We start from the raw sequence: 14,170 nt of genomic DNA, 5'->3' as shown, positions 1-14,170 counted from the left end.
AGGAGTTAGAATTGAAATTCCGCAAGTTTAGCGCCGCGTGCCTCGCACTGACCGCGGCTACCGCCCTGGCCGCCTGCTCTTCCGACGATGAGCAGGACAATTCCGCCGCCGCCAACACCGAGGCAAAGGAATCCGCTTCCTCGGACGGCGATTCCGCCGCCCCCGCGCTGCCGTCCCCGGCCGACCTAAACGCAATTTTGGCCAAGGCCACCGACCCCAATGCCTCCGAGCAAGAAAAGACCTCCACCGTGCAAGGCGGCGAGACCGCGCCGGAAATCTTTGACACCATGGCAAAATCCAAGGCGGAATCCGGCGCTGAATTCGAGGTCGTGGATCCTGTACTGCCGGGCTATGACCCGCAGTCCGTGCTTACCACCGTGAACTTCACCACCGCTGATGGTCAGCAGCAGACCGCAGACCAGGTGGAGTTTGTGTATGAAAATGGCACCTGGAAGCTTTCCAAGGCTTGGGCTTGCACGCTTATCCAAAACACGGTGCCGCCAGAGCAAGTTCCAGAAATGTGTGCGGACACTGGCGCCGGTGCCTCCGCACCTGCCCCGGCTCCGGCCGAGGGCGACGGTGCACCCGCGGAAGGCGATGCCCCCGCTGCTGGTGCCGAGCAGGCCCCGGCAGAGGCTCCTGTAGAAGCCCCGGCCGAGTAACTAGGAAAAGTTCAGCTCCGTCAGGCTCGACTGCACCACGCGCAGCTCCGAGCCGGCGGCACCATAAATGACCTTAGTGTCGAAGGACACGTCACCGTCTACGGGCAGCGGCTTGCTCAAATCCACCGTGATGCTGCCCTTGGATTTGGTGCTGGAATCTAAAACCTTGAGCTCTTTGTTCTCCAGCTCCGTGCCCTGGGCTTGGCCTTCAAAGGACAGTGCGCCTAGCGAGGGCCGCTGTTCTACCTCTACGTTTAGTTTCACTCGGTCGCCATCGATGGAATCGACCGTATAGCGCGTGGTCTGCAGCAGGGTAGACTCGCCGGTCACGCGCGAATCCACCGACCAGCTCGCGCCCTTGCCCACCTCCTCGGTAGGGAAAACTACGGGTAGGGCCGTCAGCTTCATAATTGCTTGTTCGACGGAGCCGCGGGCATCATCCGTGGCATTCTGGGGCGCGGCTAAGCGCAGCGAATTCATCTGGCCGGTGTCCTGGCCACGCCAACCAAATTGGAATCCCTCCGCCGAGGAGACGTCTTTATCTCCGGTAGATTCTGGAGTTCCGGCCGTGACGAAGGCATTGCGGCTGGCTGGTAGCTGGTCTTCGACGTCCTCGCTGGCCTTTTCTACCTTGGCCGATAGCGGCAGGGTAGTAGTGGTGGAATCGACGTCGGCGGCCTGAAACTTCTCAGCTGCGGACTTTTTGAGCAGGTCCTGCGCAAAGCCCTCGGTAACGCGGTAGTTTAGGTCCTGCGTGGAGTCGATATCGCGGTATTCCAGGAGTTTTTTCTCTCCGGTTCCGGGATTATCCACGGTGACGCGCGGGGCGTCGATGGTCAGGCCTACGGGTTGTTCCACCGCCGGGCCTGGCTTTTCAGAGGAACACGCCGTAAGCGCTACGGCGGCTGTGGTCAGGGCTGCAAAAACTTTGACTCGAAACACGCTTACCAAAATACCGGACGCTCCCGTTTAGAATAGACCGGGTGAGTCAAAAACGAAGGAGCAAGACAGGACTTATCGCCGCAGTAGTCATTGCCGTGGCGCTGGTGGATCAAGCCGTGAAGCAGGTAATGCTCTCCATCCTTAACGAGGGCGAACCCCTGCCGGTGATTGGGGACTGGTTCCGTTTTACGCTGCTTTTTAATCCTGGTGCCGCCTTTTCCATGGGCGGGGAGGGATCTACGTGGCTGTTTACTACCATCCAATTGGTCTTTGTGCTCGGCGTGGCCGTAGCCGCCCCGCGCATTACCCACTCCGGTCAGGCAGTAGGCCTAGCGCTCATTGCTGGCGGTGCGCTGGGTAATTTTGCCGACCGCATCTTCCGCGCCCCCGGCTTCTGGTTCGGGCACGTGGTGGACTATATTTCGGTTGGCTCTTTCGCCGTGTTCAATATCGCAGATGCGGCTATCACCTGCGGAGTGGTGCTTTTCATTATCACCATGGTGCTGGAGGAAAGGAAGGCCGAGCATGAATAGGCAGATGCGCAGCTTCCCCATCCCCGAAGGGCTAGAAGGCATGCGTGCCGACGCCGCCCTAGCCAAGCTCCTTGGCCTCTCCCGCAGCGCCACCGCGCAGCTATGTGCCGAAGGCAGCGTCACCATCGATTCCCAGGAGCTGGGCAAGTCCGAGCGTTTGATTTCCGGCAACGTGGTCTCCGTGCTTTTGCCGGAGCCAGAAAAGCCGCTGCTGCCGCGCGAAGAGCTGGTCGAGGGCATGGACGTGCTCTACAGCGATGCCGATATCATCTGCGTGCATAAGCCGGTGGGCGTGGCCGCGCACCCCAGCGTGGGTTGGGACGGGCCGACGGTGATCGGCGGGCTGCGCGCGGCCGGCTATACCGTGGCTTCGTCCGGGCCGACCGAGCGCCAGGGAATCGTGCACCGCCTCGATGTGGGTACGTCCGGCGTGATGGTCGTGGCCTCTTCGGAGCGCGCTTACTCCGCGCTCAAGCATGCCTTTAAGTACCGCAGCGTGAAAAAGACCTACCACGCCGTGGTCCAAGGCCTGCCAGATCCCATCGAGGGCACCATCGATGCCCCCATCGGCCGCCATCCCAAGTCCGGCTGGAAATTCGCCGTGCTTGACGACGGCAAAGCGGCCGTTACCCACTACAGTCTTATCGAGGCCTTTCGTGAGGCCAGCCTCATCGAGGTGCACCTAGAGACCGGCCGTACCCACCAGATCCGCGTGCACATGTCCGCCACCGGGCACCCATGCGTGGGCGATCCCATGTACGGCTCCGATCCGAACCTGGCCAAGCGCCTTGGACTCGAGCGGCAGTGGCTCCACGCGGTAAAACTCGGCTTTACCCACCCCGGCACCAGCAAATGGTTTGAGATTCAGGCACCGTATCCAGCCGATCTTGACCATGCCTTGGAGGTGCTGCGGGGATGAGGGAGGTCTACCGGCGGCGTCGGCTAGCGGCGTTGGCGGTGCTCGCGATGCTTTTTCTGGCGGTGCTCGCGCTCTTCGGCGCGTTGGGAACCCAGGCTACCTCGCAGGTGCAAGGAGACCAGCTGGGCCCCGATGGGGAATCGCGCGCGGAGTATATTGCGCGCGTGGCGGGCAGCGACATTCCCAATGAGCCTGCCTACGCCCTGGTTACTTTCGACGAGGATCTACCGCCCGTAGCCGCCGCGGCCGCCGTTGCAGCGGCCCCGCGCATGGATGCCATCCTCATTGGCTCCACCGCCCCCATCGACGTCCCCGAACCGAGCGCTGGTGAGGACCGAGCCGCCGTCATCCAGCGCGCCTTCGACCGCATCGATGCTTCCTATGGGCAGCGGCCCAGCGCGGTAAGCGCAGTTGTGGTGTGGGGATCGGGCGCCCAGCTTGCCGACGTCGCCTCCACCCCCTCCGTTGCCGCCGTCGAACCCGCGCCTGCCGACGCCGCCTGGGGCAGCTTCGCCATCCGCCCTCCCAGCTAATTTCGCCTTCTGTGCTCCCGCAGCGCGCAGTGCCCCCGCAGCGCTTTTAGCATCAGGGGCATGGAACATATTCGGGCCTATATCGCGGCACTGAACTCGGCAATGGATATCCTCGCCGAGGCCGCCTCCGTTTCTGCTGCCGACCTTGCCGCCGCCGGCATGCCCGATGCCGCAGCGGACTCTATTGCGCAGCTCGCGCAGGTCTACTTCGGCCCCACCAGCTTTCGCCGCCGCCAACGGCGCGCGGTGGATGGGGCGCGTCTTAACAGGCATTCACTGCCGACGCTGGAGGTCATCGAAAAGCATGCGCGTCGCGCGCCCACCCAAGCTCGCGCCTGGGCCCTGCGCGCCGAGCTTGCCCATATCTCTTGTGACACGCGGGAGATGGAAAAGCTCGCCCGCACAAAGCTGCGCAAGATGCGCGCGCCACGCGAGCCCAAGCCTGGCGTGCGGCTGCGGCGCCGCGACGCCGGAAAGCCGTGGACGCTTTCTATCACCGGTCCTTCCGCGCTCATTGCGGAACTTCACCAGCATGCCGGCTCGCTTGCCGACGTCGCCTCCCTCTTCCGCACCGGTGCCTCTACCTCTACCGTGCGCACTAATGTTGTGGTGCCACTAGATAAATTGGTCGGCGTGGCCCATGGCAGTGATGATGTGGTGCTGACTATGACCAACGGCGCGCAGATAACCGGTGCCGAATTGGCCCAGCGCGCGCTGGCAGAGGAGGGGTTTGTCACCCTGCTGCATCCCGTGGAAGGTCCGGTGAATCTGTACCGCATGCGCCGCGGGGCGACCTGGAAGCAGTTTATGATGGCTGCGGCGGAAAACCCCACCTGCCCGGTTAAGGGCTGCCACAAGCCTGCCGATGAGTGCCAAGTCCACCACATATTCAGCTGGGCCGGCGGCGGGTGGACGAACGCGAAGAACCTCACCACCGCCTGCGCTTATCACAATGGCCGCAATGACGATCATCGCACCGGCCCGCCGCGCAACGGCCGCTTCGAGCGCACGGCCCGCGGCGTGCGCTGGGTCAACCCCTGTTAAGAGCCCCCGCCGGATCTGGTTGACACTAGCCCTACCTAGGTAGGCTAGACCTATGTTCTCGCAGCAGCCTTTTTCGCAGTGGATGCCCAACTACAAGTTTGCTTATATCGCCGCCTGGGTAGCGGCGGTGGTCTCCGGCATCGCACTGCTTATTGGCCTCGTTTCCGGCGGCACCCCGATGACGCTGGTGTTTTCGGGGATCGTGTGTGCCTATGGCATCTTCCTTATCGCAGTGATGCCCCGCTGGGCACTAAAAGCGGAGGAAGAGCAGGCCGCCCGACGCCGTGCTCGCGCTGCCCGCGAGGAACTCAAGCGCTCCTAGCCATGCGCACTAGGTCGACCACGTAGATTGCTACGGCTAAGCCGATGATGCCGAAACCGATCCACCGGTGGGTCGAAAAGTGCTCGTGGGTGACGAAAAGCGCCCATAGCATTTGCATGATGGGGGTGAGGTATTGGAGCATGCCGATCGTCGATAAGCGTAGCGTCCGCGCGCCCTCTGCAAAGCAAAGAAGCGGCAGTGCGGTGATTAAGCCGGCGCTCACCAAAAGCAGCGCGTGGCCGGTTCCTTCGCTAGCGAAGGTGCCCTGGCCGCTACTTTCTAGCCACAGGATGTAGCCCACCGCTAGTGGTGACATCACGAGCGCCTCCGCTGCCACCGAGACGGCCGAGGATACCCGCACCTGCTTTTTGAGCAGCCCATAAATCCCGAAGCTGAAGGCCAATAACAGCGAAATATAGGGCGCCTGGCCGGTAAAGAATGTCAAATACAGCACCGCGATGGCCGCAACCCCCACCGCGCCGGCCTGCCACGGCCGCAGCCGCTCTTTCAAAAACACCATGCCGAGGGCAACTGATACGAGGGGATTGATGAAGTACCCCAGCGCCGCATCGGCTACGTGGTTGCTATTAATCGCCACCACGTAGGTGCCCCAATTAGCCGTGATGAATACTCCCGCGGCCGCGAGCCAGCCCCACGTGCGCTTGTCCATGCGCACTAACTCGCGCCATCGGCCGGCGAGGCACAAAAATCCCGTGACCAACACCGCGGTCCACAGCACGCGGTGGGCCAAGATTTCTAAAGGCGATGCCGGCAACAAGAGAGGGAAGAACGCGGGGAAAATCCCCACATGATGTAGGCGGCCAGCGTGTAGAGCATCACAAAATAATAGCCCATTTTGACCGCCCCGCTATGATGAGCCGCATGGCCAAAAACTCCTCCTTCGTCCACCTGCACAACCACACCGAGTTTTCCATGCTGGACGGCATGGCCAAGGTCGATATGCTGGCAGACGAGGTGGTCCGCCAGAAAATGCCGGCCGTAGGCATGACCGACCACGGCAATATGTACGGCTCCGATGCCTTCTACCGCCGCATGACCGGCGCCGGTATCAAGCCCATTATCGGCATCGAGGCGTATATGGCACCGGAGTCTCGCTTCAATAAAAAGCGCGTGCTGTGGGGCACACCGGACCAAAAGCGCGACGATGTTTCCGCTTCCGGCGCCTACCTCCACCAGACAATGATTGCGGAAAACGCGACCGGCCTGCGCAACCTTTTTACCCTGTCCTCGTTGGCCTCCTATGAGGGCCAGCTGGGCAAGTGGCCGCGCATGGATGCTGAGCTCATCGCGGAGCATGCTGACGGCATCATTGCCACCACCGGCTGTCCTTCGGGCGATGTCCAGACCCGACTGCGCCTAGGCCAGTTCAATGAGGCGCTTGAGGCTGCGGCCATGTGGCAAGACATCTACGGCAAAGATAACTTCTTTTTGGAGTTGATGGACCATGGGCTGGACATCGAAAAGCGCACGCGCGATGGCCTATTAGAGATCGGCCGCAAGCTGGACCTGCCGCCGCTGGTGACCAACGACTGCCACTACGTTTTGGAATCCCAGGCGCCGGCGCACGAGGCGATGTTGTGCGTGCAGACCGGCAAGACCTTTATGGACCCTGATCGCTTCAAGTTCGGCGGCACCGGCTACTACATTAAATCGGCCGCGCAGATGCGCGAGACCTGGGACGATATGATTCCAGATGGCTGCGATAACACGCTGTGGATTGCCGAGCGTGTACAAGACTATGGCGAGATTTGGGAAGAGCACACCCACGATCGCATGCCTATTGCCGACGTCCCCGAGGGCCACACCCCAACTTCCTGGCTCACCCACGAGGTTATGGAGGGCCTGCAAGCTCGCTTCCCCGGTCAGGATGTTCCGGAGGAGTACATCGAGCGCGCGAAGTATGAGATTTCCGTTATTGAGATGAAGGGATACCCGTCCTACTTCCTTATCGTGGCCGAGCTCATCAAGCACGCGCGCTCGGTGGGCATTCGTGTGGGGCCAGGCCGTGGTTCGGCGGCCGGCGCGCTTGTCGCTTACGCGCTGACCATTACCAATATCGACCCCCTGGAACATGATCTCCTCTTCGAGCGATTCTTGAATCCCGAGCGCCCGTCCGCCCCCGATATCGATATCGACTTCGATGACCGCCGCCGCGGCGAAATGATCACCTACGCGGCCGAGCGCTGGGGCGAGGACAAGGTGGCGCAGGTGATTACCTTCGGCACGGTGAAGACGAAGCAGGCCATTAAAGACTCCGCCAAGGTGCACTTTGGCCAGCCTGGCTTCCAGATGGCCGACCGCATCAACGCGGCGTTGCCACCTGCGATCATGGCCAAGGATATTCCGCTTAGGGGCATCACGGACCCGGATCACGAGCGCTATTCTGAGGCCACCGAGGTTCGCCAGATGGTGGAATCCGACCCGGATGTGAAAAAGATTTATGACACGGCTAGGGGCTTGGAAGGCGTCGTCAGGCAGGCGGGCGTGCACGCCTGTGCGGTGATTATGGCCTCGGTCCGCCTCATGGACCACATCCCCATGTGGAAGCGCCCGGCCGACGGCGCCTATATCACCGGCTGGGACTACCCAGCGTGTGAGGCCATCGGCCTGCTGAAGATGGACTTCCTGGGCCTGCGCAACCTCACCGTTATCGGCGATGCCATCGAAAACATCAAGCGCAACCGCGGCGAAGAAATCCACTTGGAGCAGCTGCATGCCGACGACCCCAAAGTCTCCAAGGTCTATGACCTGCTCTCGCGCGGCGATACGCTGGGCGTCTTCCAGCTCGACTCCGGCGGCATGCAAGAGCTGCTCAAACGCATGAAGCCAACCGGCTTTAAAGATATTGTGGCATCCCTTGCGCTCTACCGCCCCGGCCCGATGGGTGTGAACGCCCACTGGGACTATGCGGATCGTAAAAACGGCCGGAAGGAAATCACCCCGATTCACCCCGAGCTGGAAGAGCCGCTGAAGGAAATCCTGGATGAGACCTACGGCCTCATCGTCTACCAGGAGCAGATCATGCGTATCTCGCAGAAGGTCGCCAACTACACGGCCGGTGAGGCGGATGGCTTCCGTAAGGCGATGGGTAAGAAAAAGCCCGAGGTGCTCGCCCAGCAGTACGACAAGTTCTGGGGCGGCATGCAAGAAAACGGCTATTCAAAGTCCGCCATGGATGCGCTTTGGGGCACCATCGAGCCCTTCGCGTCCTACGCGTTTAATAAGTCCCACGCCGCGGGCTATGGCCTGGTGTCTTTCTGGACGGCCTACCTCAAGGCCTACTACGCACCGGAATACATGGCCGCGCTGTTGACTTCGGTGGGCGATAAGAAAGACAAGTCTGCCATCTACCTTTCGGACTGCCGCCACCTGGGCATTAAGGTGCTCCCGCCTTCCGTCAACGAATCCGAAGAAGACTTCCAGGCGGTGGGAGAGGATATCCGCTTCGGCATGGGCGCTATCCGCAACGTCGGCTCGGAAGTGGTGGAATCCATCATTAAGTCGCGCCACGACAAGGGCGCGTTTACCTCGTTTGGTGACTACCTGGACAAGATCGAGCTGACCGCCTGCACTAAGCGCGTAACAGAAGCGCTCATCAAGGCCGGTGCCTTCGATGACTTGAACCACCCGCGCAAGGGTCTCATGCTCATTCATGAAGACGCGGTGGATGCGGTGCAAACCACCAAGAAGGCCGCGGATAAGGGCCAGTTCGATCTTTTCGCCGGAATCGGCGGAGGAGAAGATAACGAGGTCGCAAATGCCTTTGCCATGGATATCCCAGAAGATGAGTGGGACCGAAAACACGAGCTTGCCCTCGAACGCGAGATGCTTGGCTTGTACGTGTCCGGCCACCCGCTCGATGGCTTCGAAGAGGCGCTGGCCGCGCAAACGGATACCCCGCTGACTAAGATCCTCAACGATGAGGTGCGCAACGGCCAAGAGCTCATCATCGGTGGCATCATCTCGGGCGTGGACCGCCGCTTCTCCAAGCGCGATGGCTCCCCATGGGCCATTGTCACGGTGGAAGACCACAACGGCGCACAGGTGGAAATCTTGGTATTCAACAAGGTCTACTCTCTCGTCGCCCCACAGATTGTGGAGGACAACATCATCTTGGCGCGCGTGAACGTCAAGATTCGCGATGAGCGGCGTTCCCTGTTCTGCTCCGATATTCGCGTCCCAGACCTCGGCCCGGGCGGGGGTGCGGGCCTGCCGCTGCGCCTGACTATGCGCACGGACCAGTGCACCATGGAAAATATTGCCCGGCTCAAGCAGGTTCTGCTCAAAAACCAGGGCGAGTCGGACGTGTATCTCGAGCTTGTCGACGGCTCCGAGTCCACCACCATGATCCTCGGCGACCACCTGCGCGTGGAACGCTCCGGCAACCTCATGGGCGATCTCAAAGCCACCATGGGCGCGGGCATCTTAGGCTGAATCTAATTTCGGTGGCCGGCGACCCCCTCCACTAATATAGACAGCACAGTCTATTTTTGATGGAGGAAACCTGATGGTTGCTAAGATTCGCACTACCCATGTCGGCTCGCTGCCGCGCACCCCGGAGCTCCTGGAGGCCAACCTGAAGCGCGGGGAGCTGCCGGCCGCGGAGTTCCAGGGGATTTTGGAGGCTGCGGTGGCGGACGTCGTCAAGCGGCAGCTTGATCTGGGCCTCGATATCATTAACGAGGGCGAATACGGCCATATCACCTCGGGCGCTGTGGACTATGGCGCATGGTGGAATTACTCATTTAGCCGCCTGGGCGGGCTGACGATGACGGATACCGACCGCTGGGAATCGGCTGAGGTAGTGCGCTCGAAACCGGGGGAGCCGCGGCTGACGTCGTTCATTGATCGCCGCGACCGCGCGCTGTTTTCGGAGGCCTACAATGACCCGGATTCTGGCATCTTCACCGGCCGAGCCAAGGTGGCAAACCCAGAATTTACCGGCCCGGTAACCTACATTGGACAAGATGAGGTCGCCGCCGATGTCCGCCTGCTTGCCGACGCCCTACCTTCCGGCACCCCAGGCTTCATCGCCGCCCTTTCCCCCGGTTCGGCTGCGCGCCTTAACAATCGTTACTACGACGATGAGCACCAGCTGCTTGCCGACGTCGGCCGTGCCATGCGCACTGAATACCAAGCCATCACCGATGCCGGGCTCACTGTGCAATTCGATGCACCCGACCTGGCCGAGGCCTGGGACCAAATCAACCCGGAGCCAACCGTAGAGGACTTCCGTGGCTTCATTCGTGAGCGCATCGACGTCCTTAATGATTCCATCGCCGGCCTGCCCAAGGAACAAACGCGCCTGCACATCTGCTGGGGCTCCTGGCACGGCCCGCACGTAACCGACGTCCCATTTGCAGATATCATCGAGGAAATTTTGCGGGCCGAGGTCGGCGGATTCTCTTTCGAAGCCGCGTCACCGCGTCACGCGCACGAATGGCGCGTGTGGCAGGACCACGCGCTGCCGGAAGGCACCGTGATTTACCCAGGCGTGGTTTCGCACTCCACCAACGCGGTAGAGCATCCGCGCCTCGTGGCAGATCGCATCATCCAATTCGCCGAGGTAGTAGGCCCTGAAAATGTTATCGCGTCGACCGATTGCGGTTTGGGCGGTCGCCTGCACCCCCAGATTGCGTGGGCGAAGCTGCAATCTTTGGTAGAAGGCGCTGACATCGCTACCCGCGAACTGTTCTAAAACGCCGAAAGCCGCTCCGAAACTCCGGAGCGGCTTAATCTGTGGCGTTTAGAAGCGCACGCCCAGCTGCTTGAGGGCGTTCTTCATCGGCTCCAGCACAGCCGGGTTTACCGTGGCAACCATGTTGAAGGCCTGCAGCAGCGCAGCCACGAGGCTGGCGGCCACGGTCACCCAGCTCATGACCTCGAGGAACTTTTCGGGGGTGGAAGAGCCCCAAATAGGCAGACGCTCAAGTGCCTCGATCTGGTGCTGCTCCGCCTCCTTGGCTACGCAGTCCGGCTCTTTGGGCATTCCGGAAGAACCGTAGCCATTGGCAAGGCCCTGCATAAGCTCCTGCGGGGTGCGGGCGGAAGAACCGAATTCGCCGTTTTCGATCTTCTTGAGGTGCTCTTTCTTGGCGTTGTCGACCTCGGCCTGGCACTCAGCCGAAAGTTGCTTTGGCTACTCTTCTGTGGCAGAAGCTGTAGCTGGTGCGACGAGGCCTGCTGCCACGGCGGTGGCGGCCAGGCCAACGGGGCGCGCGGACACAGAGTTAATCTCCCTGTTACCACCGGCGGAGATGGCGCCGATCTTGTGCGGGTGGGAGGGATCGGAACCATCTAAGATATCGACCTCGCCGGAGCGCGCATTGACGGTGAGGATGCGCTGGGACGCGGCGTGATAAGCGACGATTTCGGCGGCCGATTTGCCCAGCACACCCGATTCATGAGAACCGATGGGGTTAAGCTGCAGCGCAGCGGTGGGCGCGGAATGCTCCAGCACGTTATCCACGACGTGGGCATGCGCGGCAGGGGAGCAGGCGAGGACGAGCGAGGAGGTAACGCAGAGAGAGATGCGTTTGAGCATAGATTTCCTTTCTTGTGGTTATGTCCACTATTGCCTACGTAGGTAACGGTGCAACTAAAGGCCAGTGAATTTCCAGTGAATGGGTAGACTGTCAAGACATGACTGATTCGACCATCCATGCATCCGATATCCAGCAGGCGCAGGCACGGATTAGCTCGGAAATCGCCCCGACTCCGCTGCAGTATTGCGCCCGGCTTTCGGCCGAGACGGGCTGCGAGGTCTACCTCAAGCGGGAGGATCTGCAGGACGTGCGCTCCTATAAGATTCGTGGCGCGTTAAACGGGATGTCGAATCTGCCGCAAGAGCAGCGGCACCGGGGAATTGTTACGGCCTCGGCCGGCAATCATGCGCAGGGCGTGGCTTATGCCTGCCGCACAATGGGAATCGCCGGCAAGATTTTTGTGCCAGAGCCCACGCCAATGCAAAAGCGCGACCGCATCCTGGTTCACGGCGGCGACCAAGTAGAACTGGTGGTAGTTGGTTCCAACTTCGATGAGGCAGCCGCAGCCGCGCATGCCGACGCCGCCGAGCGCGACGCCGCCTTCATCGAGCCCTTCGACGCCCGCGATACCATCACCGGGCAGGGCACCGTAGCCGCAGAGGTTCTCGCGCAGCTTTCGGCCAAGGGCAAGTCGCCCGATGCCGTTGTCGTTCCCGTAGGAGGCGGTGGCCTGATTTCTGGCATCACCTCCTATCTGGCGGATATGGCACCGGATACTCGGGTGGTGGGCATGGAGCCGGAAGGGGCGGCGTCGCTAAGAGCGGCATTTGACCACGGGGGCCCAGTCACGCTGGATGCGGTCGACCCCTTCGTTGATGGCGCGGCCGTAAAGCGCTTGGGCGCGCTGCCCTATGAGATTTTGGACGCCAATCGCGAGCGCCTGAGCTTTGACACCGTGTCCGAAGGCGCGGTGTGCACGGACTTGCTCAACCTGTATCAAAATGAGGGCATCATTGCCGAGCCGGCCGGTGCATTGTCGGTGGCGGGCCTGCATCAGCTGGACCTGAAACCGGGCTCGACGGTGGTATGCGTGATTTCAGGCGGCAATAATGACGTGCTGCGCTATGCAGAAATCATGGAGCGCTCCCTAGTTCACCGGGGCCTCAAGCACTACTTCCTGGTGAACTTCCCGCAGGAGCCCGGGCAGCTGCGCCACTTTTTGCACGAGATTTTGGGTCCGACCGATGACATCACACTCTTTGAGTATCTCAAGCGCAATAACCGGGAAACTGGTGCTGCGTTGGTAGGCTTGCAGCTTAGCCGCGCCGAGGACCTCGACGGCTTGCTGCAACGCATGGGTGAATCCAAGATTTCGGTGCAGTACCTCAAGCCCGGCACCCCCGAGTATGAATTCCTCGTAGCCTAATGCAAAATTCTTATCGTCGCCCCGTAGGCCAGGTTGAACACGACATTGAAATCAAGCGTTCCCGATTTATTACTTTGATCGGTCGCGTCACCAATGAGGAAGAGGCCCGCGCGTTTATCGACGCCGCCCGCACCCGCTTTCCCGACGCCCGTCACCATTGCTCCGCCTACGTCTATCACGTCGACGGCGCAAACCCGGTGGAGCGCTCCTCCGATGATGGCGAGCCCTCCGGCACTGCCGGAAAACCCATGCTGGATGTGGTCAAAGGCTCCGGCATGCTCGATGTCTGCGCAGTGGTAGTGCGCTACTTTGGTGGCATCAAGTTAGGCGCCGGCGGCCTCGTGCATGCCTATGGTGGCGCGGTGAGTGAGGCCATGGAAAAGGTGCGTGCGGTAACCCGGGCGCGCCGGGAGCTTTATGCCGTGGAGTGCCCACATGCAACTGCCGGGCGGGTGGAGGCGGACCTGCGCGGGCGCGGCTATGAGATAACCGATACCGCCTACGCGGCCGCAGTAACCTTTACCGTGGCCGTGCGCCCAGGTGGGCTGGAAGAGCTGGAAGCAACGCTGGCAGCGATCTCACAGGGCCAGCTCGCGGCGGCAGAAGCTGGCAGCGCGTGGGTTGAGGTAAGATCCTGAACATGAGTATGCAGCAGCGACCGAATAACCCCATTGCGCAGCGCAAGCAGCAGGTGCGCAAGCACTCCCGCAACGCCGTTGTGTGCGTGGTTGCCGGCCTCGGCGTGGGCGCAGTGCTGGGCGTGCTATCTGCGGCAAGTTTCTGGGCCTGGATGTTGGTGGGTGCCATCGTCGCCGTAGTCGGTGGCGGCTATAACTGGCTGAAGATCCAGAAAATCGTCAACGAGAACCACAACCAGTATTAGATGCCGGCACCGCAACCTAGCGGCCGCCCCGTCCGGATTGATGCCTGGGTGTGGGCCGTGCGCATGTTTAAGACCCGTTCGGCGGCCGCGACGGCCGTGCGCGCCGGGCATGTCAAGATAAATGGCGAGGCTGTCAAGCCCTCCCAGCAGGTGGTGCCGGGCGACCGTGTGCGCGTGTGGCGCAATCACCACGAGCATGACCTTGAGGTCTTAGCGACTGTGGCCAAGCGCGTGGGCGCACCCGTGGCGCGTACGTGCTACACGGACCATGCGCCGCCGCCTCCACCCAAGGAGTTTATGCCGTCGGTACCCGTGCGCCCACGCGGGGCGGGCCGACCGACGAAGAAGGAACGACGCGATATGGAGAAATTCCGCGGCGGTTTCCGATAATCAGCCGAAA

At 61.4% G+C, this 14,170-nt stretch carries 15 protein-coding genes and 1 pseudogene; 12 read left to right on the top strand and 4 right to left on the bottom strand.

Features of this window, described 5'->3' with window-relative positions:
• Positions 1–11 precede the first annotated feature (11 nt).
• On the top strand, positions 12–662 hold the full coding sequence (locus ACP8J1_RS07750) for a WKL family lipoprotein (protein WP_023021220.1): 651 nt from the start codon (positions 12–14) through the stop codon (positions 660–662).
• Here the strand turns inward: ACP8J1_RS07750 and ACP8J1_RS07745 are convergent, their stop codons facing one another.
• Positions 663–1,604, bottom strand: a complete 942-nt coding sequence (locus ACP8J1_RS07745) for a hypothetical protein (protein ID WP_023021221.1) — start codon at positions 1,602–1,604, stop codon at positions 663–665. It abuts the gene before it with no gap.
• Between the two features lie 41 nt (positions 1,605–1,645).
• Between ACP8J1_RS07745 and lspA the strand changes: the two genes are divergently transcribed.
• Genes lspA through ACP8J1_RS07720 form a run of 5 tightly spaced genes read left to right on the top strand, consistent with a single transcriptional unit; the run spans position 1,646 to position 4,955 of the window.
• Entirely contained in the window at positions 1,646–2,137 is a 492-nt protein-coding gene (lspA, locus tag ACP8J1_RS07740) for a signal peptidase II (RefSeq protein ID WP_034655419.1), read from the top strand.
• Complete coding sequence (locus ACP8J1_RS07735) at positions 2,130–3,056, top strand: RluA family pseudouridine synthase (RefSeq protein WP_023021223.1); 927 nt, start codon at positions 2,130–2,132, stop codon at positions 3,054–3,056. The genes lspA and ACP8J1_RS07735 overlap by 8 nt, the downstream gene beginning before the upstream one ends.
• Positions 3,053–3,589, top strand: coding sequence for a hypothetical protein (locus ACP8J1_RS07730; RefSeq protein WP_023021224.1), 537 nt, complete (start codon positions 3,053–3,055; stop codon positions 3,587–3,589). Before ACP8J1_RS07735 ends, ACP8J1_RS07730 begins: the two co-directional genes overlap by 4 nt.
• 60 nt (positions 3,590–3,649) lie before the next feature.
• Positions 3,650–4,633 carry an HNH endonuclease signature motif containing protein gene (locus tag ACP8J1_RS07725; RefSeq protein WP_302518106.1) on the top strand — a complete coding sequence of 328 codons (984 nt, stop codon included), beginning with the start codon at positions 3,650–3,652 and terminating at the stop codon, positions 4,631–4,633.
• Between the two features lie 52 nt (positions 4,634–4,685).
• On the top strand, positions 4,686–4,955 hold the full coding sequence (locus ACP8J1_RS07720; RefSeq protein ID WP_023021226.1) for a hypothetical protein: 270 nt from the start codon (positions 4,686–4,688) through the stop codon (positions 4,953–4,955).
• On the opposite strand, the pseudogene rarD reads toward ACP8J1_RS07720, so the two are convergent.
• Positions 4,942–5,792 (bottom strand): annotated as a pseudogene (rarD, locus tag ACP8J1_RS07715) (EamA family transporter RarD). The gene ACP8J1_RS07720 and the pseudogene rarD sit on opposite strands and share 14 nt — an antisense overlap.
• 45 nt (positions 5,793–5,837) lie before the next feature.
• On the opposite strand from rarD, the gene dnaE reads away from it, so the two are divergent.
• The gene (gene dnaE, locus ACP8J1_RS07710; RefSeq protein ID WP_023021228.1) at positions 5,838–9,410 is read left to right on the top strand and encodes a DNA polymerase III subunit alpha; all 3,573 of its coding nucleotides are present in this window, start codon (positions 5,838–5,840) and stop codon (positions 9,408–9,410) included.
• A 73-nt stretch (positions 9,411–9,483) separates the two neighbouring features.
• On the top strand, positions 9,484–10,674 hold the full coding sequence (locus tag ACP8J1_RS07705; protein WP_023021229.1) for a cobalamin-independent methionine synthase II family protein: 1,191 nt from the start codon (positions 9,484–9,486) through the stop codon (positions 10,672–10,674).
• 48 nt (positions 10,675–10,722) lie between these two features.
• Here ACP8J1_RS07705 and ACP8J1_RS07700 read toward each other — a convergent pair whose 3' ends face one another.
• Both ACP8J1_RS07700 and ACP8J1_RS07695 read right to left on the bottom strand, forming a co-directional pair.
• A complete protein-coding gene (locus ACP8J1_RS07700) occupies positions 10,723–11,001 on the bottom strand; it encodes a hypothetical protein (protein WP_023021230.1) in 279 nt (92 codons plus the stop codon).
• A 114-nt stretch (positions 11,002–11,115) separates the two neighbouring features.
• Entirely contained in the window at positions 11,116–11,520 is a 405-nt protein-coding gene (locus tag ACP8J1_RS07695; RefSeq protein ID WP_023021231.1) for a hypothetical protein, read from the bottom strand.
• A gap of 98 nt (positions 11,521–11,618) precedes the next feature.
• Between ACP8J1_RS07695 and ilvA the strand changes: the two genes are divergently transcribed.
• The 4 genes from ilvA to ACP8J1_RS07675 are packed head-to-tail and all read left to right on the top strand — an operon-like array spanning position 11,619 to position 14,160.
• Positions 11,619–12,887: a threonine ammonia-lyase IlvA gene (gene ilvA, locus ACP8J1_RS07690; protein ID WP_023021232.1), complete on the top strand. Its 1,269-nt coding sequence runs from the start codon at positions 11,619–11,621 to the stop codon at positions 12,885–12,887.
• Complete coding sequence (locus tag ACP8J1_RS07685) at positions 12,887–13,525, top strand: YigZ family protein (RefSeq protein ID WP_023021233.1); 639 nt, start codon at positions 12,887–12,889, stop codon at positions 13,523–13,525. The genes ilvA and ACP8J1_RS07685 overlap by 1 nt, the downstream gene beginning before the upstream one ends.
• 2 nt (positions 13,526–13,527) lie before the next feature.
• Positions 13,528–13,770: a hypothetical protein gene (locus ACP8J1_RS07680; protein WP_023021234.1), complete on the top strand. Its 243-nt coding sequence runs from the start codon at positions 13,528–13,530 to the stop codon at positions 13,768–13,770.
• Positions 13,771–14,160: an RNA-binding S4 domain-containing protein gene (locus ACP8J1_RS07675; RefSeq protein WP_023021235.1), complete on the top strand. Its 390-nt coding sequence runs from the start codon at positions 13,771–13,773 to the stop codon at positions 14,158–14,160.
• The last annotated feature ends 10 nt before the right edge of the window (positions 14,161–14,170 follow it).

This window comes from Corynebacterium sp. LaCa_205 (assembly GCF_057458085.1).
The sequence above is the reverse complement of the archived record's forward strand: the minus strand, read 5'-3'. Positions and strand labels throughout refer to the sequence as shown.